This window comes from Pseudomonas parafulva, assembly GCF_002021815.1.
GTDB lineage: Bacteria > Pseudomonadota > Gammaproteobacteria > Pseudomonadales > Pseudomonadaceae > Aquipseudomonas > Aquipseudomonas parafulva_B.
This window is the reverse complement of the sequence record NZ_CP019952.1, coordinates 1,545,849-1,568,090: the sequence shown is the minus strand read 5'-3', so window position 1 is coordinate 1,568,090 and position 22,242 is coordinate 1,545,849. Positions and strand designations below refer to the sequence as shown.

Annotated in this window: 19 protein-coding genes; 9 read left to right on the top strand and 10 right to left on the bottom strand. The window is 60.0% G+C overall.

Annotated elements, in window-relative coordinates; genetic code table 11:
- Positions 1–7 precede the first annotated feature (7 nt).
- From B2J77_RS07000 to dacB, 7 genes are all read left to right on the top strand, one after another.
- Positions 8–382: a phage holin family protein gene (locus tag B2J77_RS07000; protein WP_058604530.1), complete on the top strand. Its 375-nt coding sequence runs from the start codon at positions 8–10 to the stop codon at positions 380–382.
- On the top strand, positions 379–711 hold the full coding sequence (locus tag B2J77_RS06995; RefSeq protein WP_027916551.1) for a hypothetical protein: 333 nt from the start codon (positions 379–381) through the stop codon (positions 709–711). The genes B2J77_RS07000 and B2J77_RS06995 overlap by 4 nt, the downstream gene beginning before the upstream one ends.
- A gap of 91 nt (positions 712–802) precedes the next feature.
- On the top strand, positions 803–2,134 hold the full coding sequence (locus B2J77_RS06990; protein ID WP_078478255.1) for a deoxyguanosinetriphosphate triphosphohydrolase: 1,332 nt from the start codon (positions 803–805) through the stop codon (positions 2,132–2,134).
- A gap of 279 nt (positions 2,135–2,413) precedes the next feature.
- Positions 2,414–3,031 carry a response regulator transcription factor gene (locus B2J77_RS06985; protein ID WP_058604528.1) on the top strand — a complete coding sequence of 206 codons (618 nt, stop codon included), beginning with the start codon at positions 2,414–2,416 and terminating at the stop codon, positions 3,029–3,031.
- Between the two features lie 7 nt (positions 3,032–3,038).
- Entirely contained in the window at positions 3,039–6,677 is a 3,639-nt protein-coding gene (locus B2J77_RS06980; RefSeq protein WP_078478254.1) for an ATP-binding protein, read from the top strand.
- Between the two features lie 41 nt (positions 6,678–6,718).
- Positions 6,719–7,063: a YggL family protein gene (locus B2J77_RS06975; RefSeq protein WP_023533709.1), complete on the top strand. Its 345-nt coding sequence runs from the start codon at positions 6,719–6,721 to the stop codon at positions 7,061–7,063.
- A 238-nt stretch (positions 7,064–7,301) separates the two neighbouring features.
- The gene (gene dacB, locus B2J77_RS06970) at positions 7,302–8,759 is read left to right on the top strand and encodes a D-alanyl-D-alanine carboxypeptidase/D-alanyl-D-alanine-endopeptidase (protein WP_058637687.1); all 1,458 of its coding nucleotides are present in this window, start codon (positions 7,302–7,304) and stop codon (positions 8,757–8,759) included.
- A gap of 42 nt (positions 8,760–8,801) precedes the next feature.
- On the opposite strand, the gene rlmKL is transcribed toward dacB, so the two are convergent.
- On the bottom strand, positions 8,802–10,994 hold the full coding sequence (gene rlmKL / locus B2J77_RS06965) for a bifunctional 23S rRNA (guanine(2069)-N(7))-methyltransferase RlmK/23S rRNA (guanine(2445)-N(2))-methyltransferase RlmL (RefSeq protein ID WP_058637636.1): 2,193 nt from the start codon (positions 10,992–10,994) through the stop codon (positions 8,802–8,804).
- A gap of 558 nt (positions 10,995–11,552) precedes the next feature.
- Between rlmKL and rmf the strand changes: the two genes are divergently transcribed.
- Positions 11,553–11,768 carry a ribosome modulation factor gene (gene rmf / locus B2J77_RS06960; protein WP_023533691.1) on the top strand — a complete coding sequence of 72 codons (216 nt, stop codon included), beginning with the start codon at positions 11,553–11,555 and terminating at the stop codon, positions 11,766–11,768.
- Between the two features lie 95 nt (positions 11,769–11,863).
- Here the strand turns inward: rmf and B2J77_RS06955 are convergent, their stop codons facing one another.
- From B2J77_RS06955 to ppsA, 9 genes are all read right to left on the bottom strand, one after another.
- Positions 11,864–12,889 carry a quinone-dependent dihydroorotate dehydrogenase gene (locus tag B2J77_RS06955; protein WP_058637637.1) on the bottom strand — a complete coding sequence of 342 codons (1,026 nt, stop codon included), beginning with the start codon at positions 12,887–12,889 and terminating at the stop codon, positions 11,864–11,866.
- A 236-nt stretch (positions 12,890–13,125) separates the two neighbouring features.
- Positions 13,126–14,163 (bottom strand): OmpA family protein, encoded by a 1,038-nt coding sequence (locus B2J77_RS06950; protein ID WP_023533705.1) that lies wholly within the window; start codon positions 14,161–14,163, stop codon positions 13,126–13,128.
- Between the two features lie 110 nt (positions 14,164–14,273).
- Complete coding sequence (gene sigX / locus B2J77_RS06945; protein WP_023533721.1) at positions 14,274–14,840, bottom strand: RNA polymerase sigma factor SigX; 567 nt, start codon at positions 14,838–14,840, stop codon at positions 14,274–14,276.
- A gap of 113 nt (positions 14,841–14,953) precedes the next feature.
- The gene (locus B2J77_RS06940; protein WP_058637638.1) at positions 14,954–15,778 is read right to left on the bottom strand and encodes a mechanosensitive ion channel family protein; all 825 of its coding nucleotides are present in this window, start codon (positions 15,776–15,778) and stop codon (positions 14,954–14,956) included.
- A 2-nt stretch (positions 15,779–15,780) separates the two neighbouring features.
- The gene (locus B2J77_RS06935) at positions 15,781–16,053 is read right to left on the bottom strand and encodes a CrfX protein (RefSeq protein ID WP_078479400.1); all 273 of its coding nucleotides are present in this window, start codon (positions 16,051–16,053) and stop codon (positions 15,781–15,783) included.
- A gap of 87 nt (positions 16,054–16,140) precedes the next feature.
- Complete coding sequence (locus B2J77_RS06930) at positions 16,141–17,136, bottom strand: zinc transporter ZntB (RefSeq protein ID WP_078478253.1); 996 nt, start codon at positions 17,134–17,136, stop codon at positions 16,141–16,143.
- A 27-nt stretch (positions 17,137–17,163) separates the two neighbouring features.
- A complete protein-coding gene (gene rraA / locus B2J77_RS06925) occupies positions 17,164–17,655 on the bottom strand; it encodes a ribonuclease E activity regulator RraA (RefSeq protein WP_058604522.1) in 492 nt (163 codons plus the stop codon).
- 95 nt (positions 17,656–17,750) lie between these two features.
- A complete protein-coding gene (locus tag B2J77_RS06920) occupies positions 17,751–18,743 on the bottom strand; it encodes an alpha/beta fold hydrolase (RefSeq protein WP_228385167.1) in 993 nt (330 codons plus the stop codon).
- 102 nt (positions 18,744–18,845) lie between these two features.
- Positions 18,846–21,221: a phosphoenolpyruvate synthase gene (gene ppsA / locus B2J77_RS06915; protein ID WP_078478251.1), complete on the bottom strand. Its 2,376-nt coding sequence runs from the start codon at positions 21,219–21,221 to the stop codon at positions 18,846–18,848.
- Between the two features lie 177 nt (positions 21,222–21,398).
- Between ppsA and B2J77_RS06905 the strand changes: the two genes are divergently transcribed.
- On the top strand, positions 21,399–22,217 hold the full coding sequence (locus B2J77_RS06905) for a pyruvate, water dikinase regulatory protein (RefSeq protein ID WP_027916539.1): 819 nt from the start codon (positions 21,399–21,401) through the stop codon (positions 22,215–22,217).
- The last annotated feature ends 25 nt before the right edge of the window (positions 22,218–22,242 follow it).

The window sequence follows — 22,242 nt, the reverse complement described above, 5'->3', positions numbered from 1 at the left end:
GGTTTTCATGGACAATGACGCCATCGGCACCGGTGCCACCGGCAAGCGGCTCGGTGCAGCTGTTCTTGGGCTGCTGCACAGCCATATAGAACTGTTCGGCATCGAACTGCAGGAGCAGAAAGGACGAACCCTGCGCCTGTTGCTGTTCGCAGGCCTGGCACTGGTTTTCGCGCTGCTGCTGTTGACAGCGCTTTCCGGGTTGGTGCTTGTTCTGCTCTGGGACAGTTATCGCCTGGCCGGCATAATTGGTCTGTGCGTGTTCTATGGACTGGCAGCGCTGTACTGTGGGCTGCGCCTAAAAGGCGCGGTGTTCGACGAGTCCTCGCCCTTCCACTCCACGCTTGAGGAACTGGCCAAAGATCGGGAGCGCCTTCTGCCATGAACCTGCCTGACTTGCCCAATACACGTAATCCGCGTGAACTGCGCAAAGCGCTGCTGCGCCTGCGCATGGAAATGCACCGCCAGGAAATCCGCCATGAAACCGGCCAATTGCTCGAGCCTGTGCGGCGCATACGCGGCATGGGTAGCTCGCTCCATGCCGGGCTTGGCATCAAGCATGCACCCTTGTGGGGCATAGGGGCGGTAGTGGCCATGGGCTTTCTGACAGGCAAGGGCGTTCGAAGTGGTGGTCTTCCCCGCCTTGTCCGTCTAGGTGCCAGCCTGATTCCCTTGGTCAAGCTCTTCATGCAGAGCAACCGTCGTCGCCGGTGATCCCCACCTCACGCCGCGTCAGTGGTTGTTCGCGAACAAGAACCACTGACGCGGCGTATGCTTCGCTGCAACCCCTTCTGGAGACTGCGCCTTGGATTGGCATACCCTGCTCACCCGCGAACGCCTGGGCAAAGCTCAGTACAGTGCTGAAGAATTGGGACGCAGCCCGTTTCACAAAGACCATGACCGCATCATTTTCTCCGGCGCATTTCGTCGCCTGGGGCGCAAGACGCAAGTTCATCCTTTCACCAGCAACGATCACATTCACACGCGCCTGACACATTCGCTGGAGGTGAGTTGCGTAGGCCGGTCCCTTGGCATGCGCGTTGGGGAAACGCTACGTACAAGCCTGCCCGACTGGTGTGATCCGAGTGACTTGGGCATGGTGGTGCAGTCGGCCTGCCTTGCCCATGACATCGGCAACCCCCCCTTCGGACACTCCGGTGAAGATGCCATCCGTCATTGGTTTCAGCAGGCCGCCAATCGTGGTTGGCTGGACGACATGCGCGATGATGAACGTGCCGACTTCCTCAATTTCGAAGGCAATGCCCAAGGCTTTCGGGTACTGACGCAGCTGGAGTACCACCAGTTCGATGGGGGCACCCGCTTGACCTATGCCACCCTGGGAACCTATCTCAAGTACCCCTGGAGCGCGCGTCATGCCGATGCTCTGGGCTATAAAAAGCATAAGTTCGGGAGTTACCAGAGCGAATTGCCGCTGTTGGAACAGATTGCAGGTCGCCTGGGCCTGCCTCAAGTAGACGATCAGCGCTGGGCACGGCATCCCCTGGTGTATTTGATGGAGGCTGCCGATGACATCTGCTATGGCCTGATCGACCTGGAAGATGGCCTGGAAATGGAGCTTCTGCAGTACGCTGAAGTTGAAACGCTGTTGCTCGATCTGGTAGGCAGCGACCTGCCGGAAACCTACAGGCAGCTCGGTCCAAGTGACTCGAGGCGCCGCAAGTTGGCGATCCTGCGCGGCAAGGCTATCGAACACCTGACCAATGCGGCGGCACTGGCCTTCGTGGAACAGCAGGATGCACTGCTCGCCGGCCATTTGACCGGTGATCTTGTCGAGCACATGCACGGCCCCGCTAAACGTTGCGTACTGCACGCCAAGGCGATGGCGCGAAACAAGATTTTTCAGGACAAGCGCAAGACGCTTCACGAAATCGGTGCCTACACCACGCTGGAAATCCTGTTGAACACCTTCTGTGGCGCCGCACTGGAGCAACATGGGGGGCGCACTCCCTCGTTCAAGAGCCGTAGGGTATTGGACCTGCTAGGCAACAATGCCCCCGACCCCCATGGTTCGCTTTATCAGGCTTTCCTGCGCATGATCGATTTCATAGCCGGTATGACCGACAGCTACGCCAGCGAAATGGCACGGGAGATGACAGGGCGTTCCGGCTCTGCATGAAGATGCGCAGAAAATCTGTCGGCCTGCGCTTTCAAACGGGTGAATCAGGAAAGACTTACATCCAATTCAACCAACCTTGGATACCAAGTTCAAACCATAAACATCAGCTAACAAACAAGGTTTGACTTTGCTTGTTGATGCAACCGTACGTAAGTAGTTTTTGTTAAATTTGTAGGCCATTTCCTATATACGGTTATTGAGCCGCCCCCGCATTACTTGCCGCTTTCAACTGGGTTAAGGTGCCAACTGTCACCCTCATTGATAGCAGGGAAGTAGAACATGTACTCCATATTCATCGTCGACGACCATCCGGTAATCCGGCTGGCAGTGCGCATGCTTCTGGAAAATCAGAATTACAAAATCGCTGGCGAATCGGACAACGGCGTGGATGCCATGCAGATGATTCGCGAAACCAATCCAGACCTGATCATCCTGGACATCAGCATCCCCAAGCTCGATGGCTTGGAAGTACTGGCACGGTTTCAGTCGATGGCAATGTCACAGAAAATCCTGGTGCTGACCGCGCAGTCGCCAGCGCTGTTCGCAGTGCGCTGCATGCAATCAGGGGCAGCGGGCTATGTCTGCAAGCAAGAAGACCTGAGCGAACTACTCAGCGCGGTCAAGGCGGTTTTGGCTGGGTACAACTACTTTCCCAGCCAGGCGATGCAGACTCATGCACCTGTTGACAACGACCTGCAACTTCTAAGTACCGTCAATGATCGGGAATTGATGGTTCTTCAACTTTTCGCACAAGGGCGAACCAACAAGGAGATTGCAAAAGGCATGTTTCTAAGCAGCAAGACGGTCAGTACCTACAAGAAACGCCTCATGCACAAACTCGAAGCCAGCACGCTGGTCGATCTGATCGACATGGCTAAGCGCAACGCACTGGTCTGAGGGCTCCATGGCACGTTTTATCGCCCTCCTGCTCCTGGTCGCCACACTGCCAGGCAACCTGGCGAACGCCGGGCAGCAAGGCGCGTCCCAGCTGTCCCTGGTCGCTCGCTCCACCGCACGGCCCGCCATGCCTGCGATCACCCCTGAACAACAGCAATGGCTGAATGCTCGCCACGAACTGGTGGTCGGCACCTCTGCCCCGGATTATCCACCTTTTGACATCAGCAGTGGGGGGCGCGACTACCAAGGCCTTACCGCAGAGTACGCCAGCCTGCTGGGCAAGGCGCTTGACCTGCCGGTACGCGTGCTGCGCTATCCAAGCCGCCAAGCGGCGCTGCAGGCGCTCAAACAAGGCGACATCGATCTGCTAGGCAGTGCCAACGGCTATGACGCCAACTATGAAGGCGTGGTGCTGTCGCACGCCTACGCCATCGACCAACCCGTGCTGGTCACGCGAGAGGACGAACATCGGGCGCTGGACACTGGCCTGGCAGGCATGCGCCTTGGCATGCTGTATCACTACCTGCCCAGGAAAGAAGTACTCAGTGTCTATCCCGATGCCAAGGTCCTGGCCTTCGGATCATCCAGCGAAGCCTTGAATGCGGTGGCGTTCGGCCAGGCCGATGTCTTCATCGGCGACACGATTTCCACCCACTATCAACTCAACCGCGGGCACCTGCCAAGGCTGCGTATGGCCAGCTTTGGCAACCATGAAGCATTTGGCTTCGGCTTCGCCCTACGCAAGCAAGACACGGTACTGCTCGCGCTGGTCAATGCTGCGCTCGACAGTCAGTCCCCCGCCCTGCGTTCGAGCATATTCAAACGCTGGAGTGCAGGCAGCGATTTGCTTTTGACCGACCGCAAGCTTCGACTGACGCGTACCGAAGAGCAGTGGTTGCAGCGTCATCCAGTCATGCGTGTCGTTGTCGACGGTACGGCGGCGCCATTGTCCTACTTCGACAAATCGGGCTATTTCCGCGGCATCACCGCCGACCTGCTGGAACTGATCAGCCTGCGTACGGGCTTGCGTTTCGAGGTGCAACGGGCCAGTGGCATCGCGGACATGATTGCCCGGGTCAAGGACGGGCGCGCCGATGTGATCGCTGCACTGGCAAGCGGCGGCATCGACCAGAACGATCTGCAGATCAGTCAGGCATATCTGGACAGCACCTACGTGCTGGTCAATCACAAGGACAACGCGGCAGCCACTTCGCTGGACGATCTGCGTGGGAAGCGGATAGCAATCACGCGCTACAGCGCCCTAGACACCATGCTCTCGCGCTACCACCCGCAAATTGGCTGGATAGAAACGGAAAGCTCGTACTACTCCATGGCCCTGCTCAACAGCGGAGCAGTGGATGCGGTCATCACCACACTGATCGACGCCAACCATGCCTTGGCCAGCAATCCCGACCTGATCATCCGCACCACAGTGGGCAGCGAACCTGCCAGTTATGCAATGGCCACCAGTACCCCCTCCAAAACCCTCATTTCAATACTGGACAAGGCACTTTCGAGCATTTCACCTGAAGAGCTGGGGGTAATCAACAACCGCTGGCGAGGCTTCACCCTGTTCGAAGATGCCAAGGGCGAGGGGGTGCGCCGCTTGACGGTATTGGTAGCCCTGGGTGCGGCGGTATTGCTGCTGCTGGCCCTGTTATGGAATGCCCGCCTGCGTTTGCAGATCCGTCAACGCCAGCAAGCAGAGCGCGCCCTGAACGATCAGGTGGCATTCATGCGCGCATTGCTCAACGGTACGCCACACCCGATGTACGTCCGTGATCGCGAAGGCTGCCTGCAAAGCTGCAACTACAGCTACCTCGAAGCGGTCCAGGCCAGCGCCGAGGAGGTCCTGGGCAAGCAACTGGAGAGCAGCCTGTTTGCCGACTGCGAACAGACCCGACAAATCCAGAACGACTACGCCAAGGTGATGGCGGCTGGTACGCCGTTGATCATGGACCGTCCCTTGCGCATCAAGGGCCGGGAAATCACCATCTACCACTGGATCCTGCCCTACCGGGATTCGTTGGGCGAGGTACAGGGCATCATTGGCGGATGGATCGATATCAGCGACCGCCGCCAGCTGGTCAACGAGTTGCGTCAAGCCAAGCAGCAGGCCGATGACGCCAACCGGGCCAAGAGCACGTTCCTGGCCACCATCAGTCATGAAATCCGCACGCCCATGAACGCCGTCATCGGCATGCTCGAACTCGCCGTCAAGCGCGCCGAACAGGGTCAGGTCGATCGCGGCGCCCTTCAGCTGGCCCACCATTCGGCCAAGGACCTGCTTGGCTTGATTGGCGATATCCTGGACATCGTGCGCATAGAGTCAGGGCACCTCACGCTGGTCCCTGAAGTGGTCGACCTGGCTGAATTGCTCGAGTCGGTAGGGCGCATATTCGAAGGCCAGGCTAGGCAGAAAGGACTGGCGCTGGAAGTCATCATCGAGCCCGCGGCACGTTGTCATGTCCTGCTGGACCCCTTGCGTTTCAAGCAAGTGCTGTCCAACCTGGTGAGCAATGCCATCAAGTTCACCGAGCACGGGCAGGTACGCATCCACGCCAAGCTACTACAGAACGAAGACAGCGCCAGCTCGCTGTTAGACATGGAGGTGCGCGACAGTGGCATTGGTATCCGCCCGGACGACATAGAACGGCTATTCCATCCGTTCGTTCAGGCGAACCCGCACAGCCAGGGCGCACGCGTCGGCACCGGGTTGGGCCTTACTATCTGCCGCACACTCTGCGAAATGATGGGAGCCGACCTCAGTATCAAGAGCCTGGAAGGCCTGGGCACACAAGTCCGGGTGAAGATGCCGCTGCAACAGGCCGACACTGCAGTGCAATCGGCACCGGTACCAGCTGCCGAACGCTTGCTGACACCCGACCCTCACCTCAAAGTGCTGGTGATCGACGATCACCCTGCTAACCTGCAACTGATGGCGCAGCAGCTCGGTTACCTCGGGCTGCAGCACGCGACGGCTGAGGACGGTCGCGAAGGCCTGTCGGCATGGCGTGCAGGCGACTTCGATGTGCTGGTACTCGATTGCAACATGCCCCACATGAACGGCTACCAATTGGCGACTGCGGTACGTGCCGAAGAGCAACGAACAGGACGCAGACGCTGCACGATCCTGGGCTACACCGCCAACGCACAACCCGAGGTACGGCGCAAATGCCTTGACTCGGGCATGGACGATTGCCTGCTCAAACCCATCAGCCTCAGCACCCTGAGTCAGCACCTTGCAGCAGTGAACATGCAGCGCCGAAAAAAGAACCGACGCAAACCCTATTGCCTGGATGGACTCAACGCGGTGGTTGGGCATGACCCGGCTGATCATCTGCGATTCCTGCAGACGCTGCAACGAAGCCTGGAGACAGACTTCACGCTCTTGATGGACCTGAAGCCTGATCAAGATCAACAGGCCATCGCCGCCCAAGCGCACAAAATCCTGAGCGCAGCACGCATGCTGGAAGCGGCAGCGCTGATGCGGGCCTGCGCCGCCCTTGAAAGTGAGGACCTCACCCCTGCCCAAGTGCGAGTGCGACGACAAGCCCTGGCCAGGCACATGCGCCGTGTGCACCGAGCGCTGACGCTGGACTTGTCGACAACCACGTGCAAGCAGGCGGGCAACCGGACGTGTTAACTGATAGACTGCGCGGCGTTATTACCTAAGAGGATTGTTTCATGGCCACAAACCGCTCCCGTCGTCTGCGCAAGAAGCTGTGTGTCGACGAGTTTCAGGAATTGGGCTTCGAGCTGAACCTGGAATTCAAAGAGGATCTGGATGACCAGGCAATCGATGCATTCCTCGACGCGTTCCTTGCCGAAGCCATGGATGCCAACGGCCTCGACTATGTCGGCGGTGACGATTACGGCTTGGTGTGCTCGGTCAAGCGTGGCTCGGTCACCGAAGAGCAGCGCGCTGCCGTCGAAAGCTGGCTCAAAGGCCGCAGCGAACTGACCAAGGTCGAAGTCAGCCCACTGCTCGACGCCTGGTACCCGGAAAAGCCGATCAACAAGGCAGAGTAATCTCTGTCGGGTTCGTTCGCAGAAGGCCACCCCCAGGGGTGGCCTTTTTACTTTCGGATCTGCACACAAGCCGCAGTGCAGAACAAACTCACCGTAGCGGTCCGATGTGAAACCCATGTGCATCGAACTGGCGCAACCCCGGGGGGCTTGGGGCATAATGCGTGTGCATTCGTTCTGGGGCCATCATTCCTCTACAGCCCCAATGCCCTTTCTCCTCTTTGCAGGGTATCCGTTGATCATGATCAAAACGCTCCGCCCCATCCTACTCGCCGGCCTGTTGCTGCCTTTGGCCCTGACCAGCCAGGCCGCTGCGGTCAATACAAGCCTTCCACCCAAGGTGCAGCAGGCACTCAAGGCCAATAAGCTACAAGACACGGCATTGTCATTGGTGATGCTGCCCTTGGATGGCCCCGGCACAGCCACGGTGTTCAACGCCGACGTGTCCGTGAACCCTGCCTCGACCATGAAGTTGGTCACCACCTATGCTGCCCTGGAGCTGCTGGGGCCGACCTACCAGTGGAAAACCGAGTTCTTCACCGACGGCACGCTCAGCAACGGTGTACTCAACGGCAACCTCTATCTCAAAGGTGGAGGCGATCCGAAGCTGAACATGGAAAAGCTGTGGTTGCTGATGCGTGACCTGCGCGCCAACGGTGTGCGCACCATTACAGGTGACCTGGTGCTCGACCGCAGCCATTTCGTGCAGCCCAATCTTCCGCAATTCAATGACGACGGGGGTGATCAGAACAAGCCGTTCCTGGTGAAGCCTGACGCATTGCTGGTCAATCTCAAGGCCTTGCGCTTCGTGGCGCGCAACGATGGCGGCAGGGTCAGCGTTGCCGTGGAGCCACCGATTGCCAGCATTCGCATAGACAATCAGGTCAAGGCTATCAACAGCAAGAACTGCGCCGGCGACGTACGCTACAACCCCGTGCCACAGCCGGACGGCATCACCGTGACGGTCAGTGGTCAACTGGGCGATGGCTGCAACTCCCAGACCTACCTCTCGCTGCTCGATCACCCGACCTATGCCGCCGGTGCGGTACGTGCCATCTGGAGCGAGCTGGGGGGTACCATCCAAGGTGCCGATCGCATCGAAAACGTGCCCAAAAGCGCCCGGTTGCTTGCGCGTGCATTCTCACCGGACTTGGTCGAAATCATCCGTGACATCAACAAGTACAGCAACAACACCATGGCTCAGCAGCTGTTCCTGAGCCTGGGTGCCCAGTTCCGGACCGATGCCGATGGCGATGACGCCCGTGCCGCGCAGCGTGTCGTGCGCCAGTGGCTGGCCAAGAAAGGCATCACTGCACCGCATCTGGTGATGGAAAACGGCTCAGGCCTATCCCGGGCCGAGCGCGTGAGCACTCGTGAGATGGCAGCCATGCTGCAAGCGGCCTGGAAAAGCCCTTACGCTGCCGAGTTCATGAGCTCGCTGCCGCTGGTGGGTATGGATGGCACCATGCGCAAACGGCTCAAGCGTACCGCCATGACCGGTGAGGGCCACATCAAGACCGGTACGCTCAACACCGTACGCGCAATCGCTGGTTTCAGCCGTGACAGCAACGGCCATACCTGGGCAGTCGCTGCTATCCTCAACGACCCCAAACCGTGGGGCGCCTCTCAAGTGCTTGACCAGGTGCTGCTGGACCTCTACCGCCAGCCCAGCGCAGGCGCCAGTACAGCCGCCAAGTGACCTGCACGGCCTGTGCCCTGCAAGGGCACAGGCAACGGCGCATCAACGCAACTGCAGCTTCCAGGCACGGTGGATGCGGTTGTTGCGGGCGAAGTCCGGGTCAAGCGTCTGGGCGGTGATTTCTTCCACGGCGTAACGAGCAGACAGGTGCTCGTCGAGCTGGAACTTGCGGAAGTTGTTGGAAAAATACAGCACGCCACCTGGGGCCAGACGCGCCATCGCCAAGTCCAGCAACTGAACGTGGTCGCGCTGGACGTCGAACACACCTTCCATGCGCTTGGAGTTGGAGAACGTGGGCGGGTCGATGAAGATCAGGTCGTAGCTTTCACGTTCGGCCTCCAACCACGCCATGACATCGCCCTGCTCCAGACGATTGCGCTCTGAAAAGCCGTTGAGCGCCAAGTTGCGCCGCGCCCAGTCCAGATAGGTTTTCGACAGGTCGACACTGGTGGTGCTGCGCGCCCCGCCTTTGGCGGCATGTACAGTCGCCGTCGCGGTATAGCAGAACAAGTTCAGGAAACGCTTGCCGGCCGCCTCACGCTGAATGCGTACGCGCATCGGCCGATGGTCCAGAAACAGGCCGGTATCGAGGTAGTCGGTAAGATTGACCAGCAGCTTGACCCCAGCTTCCGACACTTCCTGAAAACGACCTTCCGTGCCCTGGCGCTCGTACTGACGGGTTCCGCTTTGACGCTCTCGGCGCTTGAGCACTACGCGTTGTGGCGAAATACCAAGGGCCTGGGGGATGGCCGCCAGCGCGTCGAGCAGACGACCCTGTGCCTTGTCGGGGTCGATCGAACGCGGTGCCGCGTATTCCTGCACGTGCACCCAGTCCTGATACACGTCTACAGCCAGGGCGTATTCGGGCATATCCGCATCGTACAGACGGTAACAGCTGACCTGTTCGCGGCGAGCCCACTTGCCCAGTTGCCGAAGGTTTTTCTGCAGGCGGTTAGCGAACATCTGCGCACCCTCGGACAGGCGTGCAGGCTCGCTGGCCAATGGCGCCGGCTCGTGTGCTTGCGGGGCTTGCGGCTGTTCGGTCCGGCGCTCGCCGGTGACGAACTGGTCCGGCTGGACCTTGAACAACAGCAGTTTGCAGGGCAGTGCACCGTTCCAGAATGCGTACTGCTTGTGGCTACGCAGGCCCATGCGCTTGCCCAGCTGCGCAGCGCCGGTAAAGACGGCAGCTTCCCAACCCATGCATGCCTGACGCAGGCGTTCGCCAAGGTTCTGGTAAAGGTAAAGCAGGCTGGCTTCGTCACCCAGACGCTCCCCGTAGGGTGGGTTGCTGATGACCAAGCCTTTCTGGTTCTGGTCCGGGCGCGGCTCGAATGTGCTCACTTCGCCTTGATAGATCTTCACCCAATCGCTCAGGCCTGCACGCTCGACGTTGTTGCGCCCTGGCTGGATCAAGCGCGGATCGGCTTCATAGCCGCGGATCCACAATGCAGGTTTGGCCAGGCCAGCCTCGGCGCGCGCCTGCGCCTGTTCATGCACCTTGCGCCAGAGCGCGGGCACATGGCCCAGCCACGCCGTGAACCCCCAACGCTCACGCTTGAGGTTGGGAGCGATGTCCGCGGCGATCATGGCCGCCTCGACCAGGAAGGTGCCGACACCACACATGGGGTCGGCCAGTGCGCCGCCCTGGGCCGCGATGCGTGGCCAGCCGGAGCGAATCAACACCGCGGCGGCGAGGTTTTCCTTGAGCGGTGCTGCACCTTGCTGCAGGCGATAGCCCCGCTGATGCAGACTATGGCCGGAAAGGTCCAGCGACAGGATCGCTTCGCCCCGGTCAAGACGCAGGTGGACGCGCACATCCGGGTCGATCTTCTCCACCGACGGGCGTAGCCCGTCACGGTTGCGCAGTTTGTCGACAATGGCATCCTTGACCTTGAGGGCGCCGAAATGGGTATTGTCGATTCCCGACCCATGACCGCTGAACTCAACTGCCAGGGTACCATCGGCGGCCAGGTGATCAGCCCACTCCACGGCGTTGACACCGTGATACAGGTCGTCGGCGTTTTTCATGGAAAAACGCTTGAGTACCAGCAATACGCGGTTTGCCAACCGAGACCACAGGCACAAGCGGTAGGCGGTCTCCATGTCGGCAGCCCCGCGGATGGCCGAGGTGTGTTCACGGACCTCGTCCAGACCCAGGCTGCGGGCCTCTTCTGCAAGCAGGCTTTCAAGGCCTTTGGGACAAGTGAGGTAGAGTTCGAAACGGTCCGACATGAGTTATCCAGCACATTAGGGCTATTAGACTGGCGCTGCGACGCATCGCAACGCCCTGTTTACCTGCACGCCTTTCCAACAGGTGTGCAAGTGGCCATCTGCCCCTTGCGGAGGCGCAATGACCGGGCCGCCCGACTTACCCATCTCTGCCTGACGGCACAGACAGCTTAGATCATCGAGCAGTACATAAAATTCTTGCGAAGCCGGGGCCGATGTGACCCTTCGTCGCATTTCGAGCTATTTCAAACGCCTCGCAAGGGTGATGGCAAAATGGCGTCAAACTTCGACGAACCCTTGATTCTGCGGGCTGACAGCGGGAATAAAGATGAGTCGCATTTATTTACTTATCCCCTCACCCTTGGAAAGGTTACGTGCTTATGACAAATCGATCATTCCCACCGTCACCCGCATTGGTTAGAACTGAGCACAGGTCGCATCGCAACGAAGCGGCACTTCAGGCTCGCGACGCCGGCAGCGAGCCCACACCGGCAGAACGATTCTGCCCGGCCTCCAGGAGGCCGACGGGACATTACAGTCAACAAGTGAGGGCAACACCCTATGAGAAGACTTAAGCGTGATCCGTTGGAAAGAGCATTTTCACGTGGCTACCAATATGGAGTCACCGGCAAATCCCGGGAGCTTTGCCCCTTTACCCTGCCATCTGTTCGTCAAGCCTGGATCAATGGCTGGCGGGAGGGCCGCGGTGACAACTGGGACGGTATGACTGGCACCGCCGGTATCCACAGGCTCAACGAAAATCACGCCGTAGGCTGATAGAGGACATTCACCCGATTTACCAGGCACGCCCCACCAGGGCGGCGGGCTGAGGCCCAAGGGCCCCGTCAAGGGGCCCTTTTTTATGGGTGGGCTTACCGCTTGGGCATGGCGGCGATGGCGTCCACGGCTTCACGAATGAGTGCCGGCCCTTTATAGATGAAGCCTGAGTAAATCTGCACTAGGCTCGCACCTGCGGCGATTTTTTCTGCCGCATGCTTTCCTTCCGTGATGCCCCCAGCTGCGATAATCGGCAGCTTGCCGCCCATTTCACCGGCCAATACCTGGACGATACGCGTGCTTTTCTGGCGCACTGGCGCACCTGAGAGTCCGCCCGCTTCGCCGCCATAGGGCAGCGCCTCCACGCCCTCACGCCCGAGCGTGGTATTGGTCGCGATGACCGCGTCCATGCCTGACTCCACAAGCGCAGCGGCTACCAGTGCCGTTTCTTCATCGCTCATGTCAGGGGCAATCTTGATGGCCAAGGGAACGTGCCGGCCATGGCGCACGCTCAGCTGCGTCCGCCGCTCTGCCAAGGCATCGAGCAATTGCTTGAGCGAATCCCCGAACTGCAGGCTGCGCAGCCCCGGTGTGTTTGGAGAGCTGACATTGACCGTGACATAGCTGGCCGCGCTGTAGACCTTGTCCAGGCAGATCAGGTAGTCGTCCACCGCACGCTCGACGGGGGTGTCGAAGTTCTTGCCAATATTGATACCCAGCACACCCGTATAACGTGCAGCGCGAACACGGCCCAGCAGATGATCAACACCCAGGTTATTGAAACCCATGCGGTTGATGATGGCAGTTGCCTCTGGCAAGCGGAACAGGCGCGGTTTGGGGTTGCCCGGTTGCGGGCGAGGCGTGACGGTGCCGATCTCGACGAACCCGAAACCCAGCTGGGCGAAGCCGTCAATAGCCGTACCGTTCTTGTCCAGGCCAGCCGCCAGACCTACCGGATTTGCAAAATCAAGGCCCATGACCTTCACCGGCAATGAGGCCGGGCGCTTGCACAGCTTGCCGTTCACGCCAAGTCGGCCGCCGGCACCGATCAGGTCCAACGACAGATCATGAGAAGTTTCCGGTGACAGTTTGAACAGCAGCTGGCGGGCCAGGTTATACATGGGCAGACAAGACTCGGGGTGAGTGAGGGGGCGATTATAGCTATCGCTGACGGGACAGGACAGCCCGATGTTGGCCTGCAGGTTTGCTGCAGGTGAACGTATAGACAAATGTGTAGCAGGCAAACACTGCCTTGGTTGGGCCTCATACCAGTGCTTGCCTGCTAGACATCACGTGCTGTCAGGCAGGCAAAGAAAAACCCGGCCGAGGCCGGGTTTTTCATCAGGCTTCAAACCAATTACTTGGCCTGGGCTTCTACCTGAGCTTCAACGCGACGGTTGATAGCACGGCCTTCTTCGGTGGCGTTGTCAGCAACCGGACGGGTTTCGCCGTAGCCAACCGAATCAACACGGCTGGATTCTACGCCGTACTGCTGGGTCAGAACCTGCTTGACAGCGTTAGCACGACGCTCGGACAGCTTCTGGTTGTAAGCGTCTGGACCTACGGAGTCAGTGTGACCTTCAACCACGGTGGTGGTCTGTGGGTACTGCTTCATGAAGTCAGCCAGGTTCTTGATGTCGCCGTAGCTGTTTGGCTTAACGACCGACTTGTCGAAGTCGAACTTGACGTCCAGCTCAACGCGAACGACTTCGGCAACAGCCGGGCAGCCGTCGGCGTCAACAGTGACGTTAGCCGGGGTGTCTGGGCACTTGTCGACGTTGTCGCAAACGCCGTCGTTGTCGGAGTCGGAGCAGACTTCAGCAACTGGAGCAGGTGCAGGAGCAGCCTGGTTCTTCGGGCTACCGCCGAAGTTCAGACCAACACCAACGCTTGGAGCCCACTCGGTGTCGCCCTGGTCGATGTTGTACTGAGCTTCAACGCCGGCACGGGCGTAGAACATGTCAGTGATGTACCACTTGGCGCCAGCGCCAACGTTGGCGAAGGTGGAGTGGTTACGACCACCGCGGCCGGTCTGGCCGATCGACTGGTGCGAGAAACCAGCGGAAACGTACGGACGGATGGCGTCGTACGGGTTGTTGAAGTGGTAAACGGCGTCCAGGGCAGTGTTGGAGCCCTTGATGTTCTTGCCGTCGTCGCCACGAGCGTTGTGGACTTCGTCGTAGCCCAGACGCAGTTCAACGTCGTCGGTCAGGAAGTAACCGATGGAGCCGCCGAACAGGTTACCGTCGTTTTTGAAGTCGCGCTGGCTGTCGAAGAATTCTTTCTTGTAGAAGATTTCAGTTTCGACGGCGCCTTGGCCTTGTGCCATAGCGCCAATCGAGGTGGCGGCTACGAGCGAACCAATGGCCAAGCCCAAGGTGTTTTTCAGTTTCATCCGTTAAATCCCCATCTGGTGATAGTTAAGCAGTCCCACCAAAACCGGGGGGACAACTCGTCGGCGAGTCTAGCAGAACTCGCCGGTTCGTTAGAGATATTTGCTGGTCGTTAAGTTTCATCGAGACCGGCAAATTTCTCCCGAAGCTTGTCAAGCGCACGCTTGTAACGCATTTTCGTCGCGCTGAGCCCCATGTGCATGATGTCCGCGATCTCCTGAAACTCCAGTTCGGCGACGAATCGCAGCACCAGGATTTCCCGATCGATCGGGTTCACATGGACCAGCCACTTGTCCAGCCCGCCCTTTTCTTCGGCCTTGGGTGCCTTGTCCTCGGACGCCTCTTCGACGGGGTCCAGGCTCAGGGCATCCATCAACCTGCGCTTGCGGCGCTCCTTGCGGTACTGGGTGATGCATTCATTGTAGGTGATGCTGTAAAGCCAGGTCTTGAATTTGGATTTTCCCTCGAAATTCTTCAGGCCATAGAGCACTTTCAACATCACTTCCTGACAGACATCGTCCGCGTCTCGGTCGTTCCCCAAATAACGTGCACACACGTTGAACAGGGTTCGCTGGTAGCGACGCATGAGCTCCTCATACGCGCGAGTGACGTGGTACAGCTCCTCATGCGAGCGCGCCACCAACTCTTCGTCGGTGAGTTCGCGGGGGTCGTAGCGCATGGGCGGCGTGGGAACTTTATTCAAAACGGATCTGGCCGACAGTCAGGTCAATGTCGCCGCAAGTGCCCGGAGGGCCGTTTTTTGCGGCGGCATACATTAACAGCTTTGTTCGGTCAGCGGCTATTGACCCGCTGCTCGAGCAATTCCCGATTGGACAGGGAAACCAGCTCGTCATCGTCGGTGAGAATCACCGTCTTGACCGTGCCAATCTCCTCGATATGCCCTTCGACCTCGCCAATGCGCACCTGCTGGCCCACCTGGAACAACTCGCGGACATAGATGCCGGCCAGGATTTGACCCGCGATTTCGCGGCTACCCAGGCCCATGGCCAGCGCAACGGCCAGACCAACGGTAATCAGGCCGATGACGATCACATGGTTGAGCAGGTCGGTCTTGACCTCCAGTTGGCTGATTGCCACCGAAATGCTGATGATGATCACCAGGCCCTGAACGATGCGTCCAAGCCCTGCGGCGTACTCAAGCCCCACGCCTTCGGCGGCGCCGCGCACCAGGCCGTTGGCCACCTGCGCCAGAAGAACGCCCGCGAGCAATACCAACGCGGCACCGAATACCTTGGGCAGGTACAAGGCCAGCATGTCGAGCGTAGCGGAGACACGCTCCAGGCCTAGCGACTCGGCGGCCGACACCAGGAAGATCAGCAGCACGAACCAGTAGACGATCTTGCCGATCAGCGTGGAAATCGGTACCTGAATGCCAACGCGGCCCAGCATCTTGGTCAGCCCCGTACCAGCCATCAGGCGATCGAGGCCAAGCTTGGCCAGCAGTTTGGAGAGCAAGGTATCGAGCAGTTTGGCTACCACGAAGCCCAGCAGCACCACGACTAACGCGCCGAACAGGTTGGGGATGAAGTTCGCCACCTTGGTCCATAGGGCGGTCATGGCGGTGACCAGGCTCTGGGTCCAGAGATCGAGTTCCATATTCAGTCGGCCTTATCAGCTTTGCTGCCAGCGGCAGCGTTGCGGGAAGAATGTCTACGCACCGGCGCGACGTGCGCCGAGCCATTGTTGATGGCGATCATCAGCGCCTGGCTCCAACGGCCAAGCAAGCTGAACAGATCACCGGCGCCAATCTGGCGGTTGGCGGTCTTGAGCACGCGACCCAGGCAGGCGGCATCATCCTGGTCATGGCGGTCATTGCCGGACGGGGATGCCTTGAGCAGGTCACGCAGGGATTGTTCAAACGGATCGTGCATGGGCACCTCGCGTAGTATCAGCAAGAGACGAGACGGCTTGGCGACGGGTCACACCTTGCGTCGACCAGGCCGCCGGCGCGCCGGTGGCTACACCCACTGCAAGCGCCGGAACAACCACCATTGCCCTGCTGCCAGCCCTATTACCACCAGGCACGCCAGGAGAAACCCATAAGGGTTCTGCGCCCCAGGAATGCCACCCACGTTGATGCCCAGCAACCCGGTGATGAAGCTCATTGGCAAAAAGATGCAGGTGATGATGCCGAACCGGTACATGGTGCGGTTCATGCGTTCGCTGCGGCGGCGGTCTTCGCTCTCGAGCACCAGTGCCGCACGTTCGCGGGTGAGTTCGAGCTCCTCGAGGTAGCGGATCAGGCTGTTGTTCAGCTCGTTCCAGTAGTCAGCATCGCTCTCGGCAAACCAGCTCCACTTGTTGCGTGACAGATGTGCATAAATGTCGCGCTGCGGGGCCAAAAAGCGTCGCAGCCCGGCCGCGCGGCGGCGGATCTGTTGCAAGCTGCCCTGATCAGGCTGGTGCCGCTCGTCAGCCTCTACCTTTTCTTCTTCGACATCGACCAGCTCGGACAGGTCGCTGACCAAACCCTGGACTTTCTCGGTCAGTAGCTCGCCCATCAGCAACAGCAGCTCGGAAGCGGTCTTGGGCCCCCTGCCCTGCTCCAGCTGCAGCAGGATTTCGTCGCTGGCCCTGAGCGGGCGCAAGCGCAGCGAAATCACGCGCTGGGCCTGGGCGAAGATGCGTACCGAAACCATGTCTTCAGGCTCGGCGCCAGGGTTGAGGTTGACCCCGCGCAAAAAGAGCAACAATTGCTCGTCGGCCATCGGCAGCAAGCGCGGCCGCGTGTTCTCTTCAAGCAACAGCTCACAGGCGAATTCACTGAGACCACTTTCGCTAAGCAGCCAAGACCGGGTTTGGGGATGACTGCGATCCCAGTGCAACCAGAGGCTTTGCTCTGGCTGCAGTTGCAAGTCGCCCAGCTGGGTTCGGGCGATGGCGCGTGCCCCGCCCTTGCCGTCGAGCACCAGGGCATGCACCAGCCCCCACTGCGCGTTGTCTTCCTCGAACATCAAAGCTCCATCAGCGCCTGCGGCGCGTCACTCCGGCATCTGCAGCGGGCTTGGCGAGACCAGCACGCCGTTGTTGTCGGCGTAGACGTATTCACCGGGCCTGAAGGTAACGCCCGCGAAATTCACCACGACGTTGAGGTCGCCAATGCCACGCTTGTCGGTCTTGAGCGGGTGACTGGCCAGCGCCTGTACACCTACGTTGGTCTGGATCAGTGCATCGACGTCGCGTACGCAGCCGTAGATCACCAAGCCTTCCCAGCCGTTTTTTGCCGCTTTCTCGGCGAGCATGTCGCCCAACAGGGCGCGACGCAGCGAACCGCCGCCGTCGACCACCAGCACCTTGCCCCGGCCATCGAGCTCGACCTGCTCACGCACGAGCGAGTTGTCCTCGAAGCACTTGATGGTGACGATCTGGCCGCCGAACGAATCACGGCCACCAAAGTTGCTGAACATCGGCTCCAGCACCTGCACGAGGTCCGGGTAGGCGTCACACAGGTCGGGCGTTACGTAATGCTGCATGGCAAGCTCCTGTCAGTCACAACGAAAGCGATTGTGGGCCAAGGCTACACCTTGGAGCACACCGCAGTCACCCGAGACCGCTCGGTCAGCGCCTTTCATACAGCTGGCACAAGCGCCAAGGCCTCGATGGAGGCATGCACCGGCAACCCGGGCTCACGTAGCCAGCGTTCTACCAGCGGCCATACCTGCACGTGAGCAGCCTGGCTGGCCAGCATGTCCGCATGGCCAAAGGCATCGAAGCCCGCCGCAGGCCCAAGGCAGAGGAATTGCTTGCGTGCACCCCCGAATTGCTCGAACAACATGCGGCAGGCCCACGGTGGGCTCTGCGGGTCGGCCGCGGCGGCCACGGCAAGCGTCGGCACGTCGACTTGCGCAAGGCCTGCCCACCAATCACCCTGCTTGTCGCCAAAACGCCCAAACAAGCCGTGCCAGCGCATGTGTTCAAAGGCAAGGCCGACGGGTTCATCCTCTGGGCCGCGCCCAAAGCGCGCGCCAGGCAGGTGCCCCCAGCGGCGAAGCAGCCAGCGCAGGCCCCACACCACCGGAGGCACTTTCAACGGCCAGTAACTGCGGCTTACCTGGGAACCGAACAGCGCCACGCCCGCTACATGCTGCGCAGCCAATGCGCCACTACCCAGGGCGACCGCCAGCGTGGTGCCGCCCAACGAATGCCCGATCCACAGGGGCGCCCTGCCTGCTTTCTCATGCACGAAGGCACCGATGGCCGGCACGTCATCACGCGCATAGGCAGCCACCGTGTTCTGTGCCCAATCCCGATTGCGCGGCGACAGCCCGTGCCCACGCATTTCGGGAATCCACACATCGAAGCCGGCCCGGGCCAAGTAAGCCCCGAGGCCACCCCCCTTGGGTGAATACCAGAAACGCCGATTGGAAAAGCTGCCATGCAGCAGGATGACCGGTATACCCTGGGCGCTGCTCTGATCAGCCAGGCCCAGGCGAGTCACGGCCAGCTCCACGCTGGGATCGGGCCCCAGGCCGGCCTTGATCCGATAGACATCTTCACTGAGGTCGCCGCGGCGCTCGGCACTGAGCAAGGCGACGGGAAATAATGTACTGCTGCTTTGCATAGGTCGGTTGCTTGTCGCACAAAAAAGGGCGAAATCCATCGCTGGAACTCGCCCTGGAAAAACCAGGCGAGGAGCGCCAGACGCCCCTCGCATCTTTCGGTATCAGGTCGCGCTTTGGCCTTCGGCCAGGTAGAACCAGGTTTCAAGCACCGAGTCCGGGTTCAGCGACACGCTGTCGATGCCCTGCTCCATCAGCCATTTGGCCAGGTCTGGATGGTCCGAAGGGCCCTGACCGCAAATGCCGATGTACTTGCCGGCCTTGTTGCACGCTGCGATGGCGTTGGCCAGCAGCTTCTTGACCGCAGGATTTCGCTCATCGAACAGGTGGGCAATGATGCCCGAATCACGGTCCAGACCCAACGTCAGCTGAGTCAGGTCGTTCGACCCGATCGAGAAACCGTCGAAGTATTCGAGGAACTCGTCGGCCAGGATGGCGTTGGACGGCAGTTCGCACATCATGATGACGCGCAGACCGTTGTCGCCACGGGCCAGGCCGTTTTCAGCCAGCAGGTCGACGACTTGGCTGGCCTCACCGAGGGTACGCACGAACGGCACCATGATTTCGACGTTGGTCAGGCCCATTTCATTACGCACGCGCTTGAGGGCGCGGCATTCGAGCTCGAAACAATCGCGGAACGCTTCGCTGATGTAGCGCGAGGCCCCACGGAAGCCCAGCATCGGGTTTTCTTCTTCCGGCTCGTACAGCTTGCCGCCGATCAGGTTGGCGTACTCATTGGACTTGAAGTCCGACAGGCGCACGATCACTTTCTTGGGATAGAACGCCGCTGCCAGGGTGCTGATGCCTTCGACCAGCTTCTCCACGTAGAAGCCGACTGGGTCGTCGTAGCCAGCGATGCGCTTGTCGACGCTGTCCTTCAGGTCGGCCGGCAGGCCGGCGTAGTTGAGCAAAGCCTTGGGGTGCACGCCAATCATGCGATTGATGATGAATTCCAGGCGCGCCAGGCCTACACCGGCGTTGGGCAACTGGGCGAAGTCGAAGGCGCGGTCCGGGTTGCCGACGTTCATCATGATCTTGAACGGCAGCTCGGGCATGGCGTCCACCGAGTTCTGCTTGATGTCGAAGCCCAGTTCACCCTCGAAGATGAAGCCTGTATCGCCTTCGGCGCAGGAGACGGTCACGCCCTGGCCATCCTTGAGAATCTGGGTAGCGTTGCCGCAACCGACAACCGCCGGGATACCCAGCTCACGAGCGATGATGGCCGCATGGCAGGTGCGCCCGCCACGGTTAGTGACGATGGCGCTGGCACGTTTCATGACCGGCTCCCAGTCCGGGTCGGTCATGTCCGAGACCAGCACGTCGCCTGGCTGCACCTTGTCCATCTCGGACACGTCGTTGATCACGCGGACCTTGCCGGCGCCAATGCGCTGGCCGATGGCGCGGCCCTCGACCAGCACCGTGCCTTTTTCCTTGAGCAGGTAACGCTCCATGACGTTGGCGCTGGCGCGGCTCTTCACCGTTTCAGGGCGGGCCTGGACGATGTACAGCCTGCCATCGCCACCGTCCTTGGCCCACTCGATGTCCATCGGGCGCTGGTAATGCTGCTCAATGATCATCGCCTGCTTGGCCAGCTCAACGACCTCCTCGTCGGTCAAGCAGAAGCGGGCACGCTCGGCGCGATCGACTTCGACCGTCTTGACCGAACGACCGGCCTTGGCTTCTTCGCCATAGACCATCTTGATCGCCTTGCTGCCCAGGTTACGGCGCAGGATGGCGGGGCGGCCGGCTTGCAGGGTGTGCTTGTGCACGTAGAATTCATCGGGGTTGACTGCACCCTGGACCACGGTTTCACCCAGGCCGTAGGCACCGGTGATGAACACGACGTCACGGAAGCCCGACTCGGTGTCGAGGGTAAACATGACGCCGGCGGTACCAGTTTCGGAGCGAACCATGCGCTGCACACCGGCCGACAGGGCGACCAGCTTGTGGTCGAAGCCCTGGTGCACACGGTAGGAGATGGCACGGTCGTTGAACAGCGAGGCGAACACTTCCTTCGCCGCACGGATCACGTTGTCCACGCCGCGGATGTTGAGGAAGGTTTCCTGCTGGCCGGCGAACGAGGCGTCCGGCAGGTCTTCGGCGGTGGCCGAAGAGCGCACGGCCACGGCCATGTTGTCGTTGCCATTGGCCATTTCGGCGAAGGCGGTGCGGATCTCGGCGTCCAGACGCGCCGGGAACTCGGCTTCCATCACCCACTGGCGAATCTGCGCGCCGGTCTTGGCAAGGGCGTTGACATCGTCCACGTCCAGGGCTTCGAGCGCCTCATGGATGCGGTCGTTGAGCCCACTTTGCTCGAGGAAATCACGGTACGCCTGAGCCGTAGTGGCAAAGCCGCCCGGCACGGACACGCCGGCACCGGCAAGATTGCTGATCATCTCGCCCAGGGATGCGTTCTTGCCCCCCACATGCTCTACATCATGGACGCCGAGCTTTTCGAGGGAAACTACGTACTCTACCAAGGTGATCTCTCCACTAGCTGTATTGGAAAAGCTCAACGGCGCCCGCCTGTCTTCTTGACTGGGCCGGACGCATGTGGCCTGTACCTGGAAAATAAGTGAGAATGCCGACAGCCGCATTCGGCAAAGCGAACTTATCATAATCAAGAAACGTCATCATCACTAAGGCCCCGATCGCAAATGAAACGAACCGCGTTCTTCATCTCCGACGGCACCGGCATCACTGCCGAGACCCTGGGCCAGAGCCTGCTCGCGCAGTTCGAGAGCATTCCTTTCAGCAAATTCACCCGGCCCTACATCGACTCTCCTGAAAAAGCGCGCAACATGGTCCAGCAGATCAATGCGGCCGCCGAGCGCGACGGCATGCGGCCGATCATCTTCGACACCATCGTCAATCAGGACATCCGCGAGATCCTGGCCACCTCCAATGGGTTCATGATCGACATCTTCTCCTCGTTCCTGTCACCGCTGGAGCAGGAGCTGACCGCCCATTCCTCGTATTCGGTGGGCAAATCCCACTCCATTGGTGGCAACTCCAACTACATGGAGCGCATCGAGGCGGTGAACTTCGCCCTGGACAACGATGACGGCGCCCGCACCCATTACTACGACAAGGCTGACCTGATCCTGGTGGGTGTGTCCCGTTGCGGCAAGACGCCGACGTGCCTGTACATGGCCATGCAGTTCGGCATCCGCGCGGCCAATTATCCGTTGACCGAAGACGACATGGAGCGCCTGCAACTGCCGGCGGTATTGAAAAAGCACCACAGCAAGCTGTTCGGCCTGACCATCGACCCCGACCGGCTGACCGCCATTCGCCACGAGCGCAAGCCCAATAGCCGTTATTCAAGCTTTGCCCAGTGCGAATTCGAGGTGCGTGAAGTCGAGAGCCTGTTCCGCCGTGAGAACATTCCCAATATCAATTCCACGCATTTTTCGGTGGAAGAGATCTCGGCCAAGATTCTGGTCGAGAAGGGTGTAGAGCGGCGTTTCAAATGACGCAGTAGTGGGGGTTTGCCTGATG

What these genes read in the sequence shown, in the direction of transcription:
- B2J77_RS07000 (WP_058604530.1), top strand. Translation starts at nt 8, where the DNA reads ATGGACAATGACGCCATCGGCACCGGTGCCACCGGCAAGCGGCTCGGT.
- B2J77_RS06995 (WP_027916551.1), top strand. Translation starts at nt 379, where the DNA reads ATGAACCTGCCTGACTTGCCCAATACACGTAATCCGCGTGAACTGCGC.
- B2J77_RS06985 (WP_058604528.1), top strand. Translation starts at nt 2,414, where the DNA reads ATGTACTCCATATTCATCGTCGACGACCATCCGGTAATCCGGCTGGCA.
- B2J77_RS06980 (WP_078478254.1), top strand. Translation starts at nt 3,039, where the DNA reads ATGGCACGTTTTATCGCCCTCCTGCTCCTGGTCGCCACACTGCCAGGC.
- B2J77_RS06975 (WP_023533709.1), top strand. Translation starts at nt 6,719, where the DNA reads ATGGCCACAAACCGCTCCCGTCGTCTGCGCAAGAAGCTGTGTGTCGAC.
- dacB (WP_058637687.1), top strand. Translation starts at nt 7,302, where the DNA reads ATGATCAAAACGCTCCGCCCCATCCTACTCGCCGGCCTGTTGCTGCCT.
- rlmKL (WP_058637636.1), bottom strand. Translation starts at nt 10,994, where the DNA reads ATGTCGGACCGTTTCGAACTCTACCTCACTTGTCCCAAAGGCCTTGAA.
- rmf (WP_023533691.1), top strand. Translation starts at nt 11,553, where the DNA reads ATGAGAAGACTTAAGCGTGATCCGTTGGAAAGAGCATTTTCACGTGGC.
- B2J77_RS06955 (WP_058637637.1), bottom strand. Translation starts at nt 12,889, where the DNA reads ATGTATAACCTGGCCCGCCAGCTGCTGTTCAAACTGTCACCGGAAACT.
- B2J77_RS06950 (WP_023533705.1), bottom strand. Translation starts at nt 14,163, where the DNA reads ATGAAACTGAAAAACACCTTGGGCTTGGCCATTGGTTCGCTCGTAGCC.
- sigX (WP_023533721.1), bottom strand. Translation starts at nt 14,840, where the DNA reads ATGCGCTACGACCCCCGCGAACTCACCGACGAAGAGTTGGTGGCGCGC.
- B2J77_RS06940 (WP_058637638.1), bottom strand. Translation starts at nt 15,778, where the DNA reads ATGGAACTCGATCTCTGGACCCAGAGCCTGGTCACCGCCATGACCGCC.
- B2J77_RS06935 (WP_078479400.1), bottom strand. Translation starts at nt 16,053, where the DNA reads ATGCACGATCCGTTTGAACAATCCCTGCGTGACCTGCTCAAGGCATCC.
- B2J77_RS06930 (WP_078478253.1), bottom strand. Translation starts at nt 17,136, where the DNA reads ATGTTCGAGGAAGACAACGCGCAGTGGGGGCTGGTGCATGCCCTGGTG.
- rraA (WP_058604522.1), bottom strand. Translation starts at nt 17,655, where the DNA reads ATGCAGCATTACGTAACGCCCGACCTGTGTGACGCCTACCCGGACCTC.
- B2J77_RS06920 (WP_228385167.1), bottom strand. Translation starts at nt 18,743, where the DNA reads ATGCAAAGCAGCAGTACATTATTTCCCGTCGCCTTGCTCAGTGCCGAG.
- B2J77_RS06905 (WP_027916539.1), top strand. Translation starts at nt 21,399, where the DNA reads ATGAAACGAACCGCGTTCTTCATCTCCGACGGCACCGGCATCACTGCC.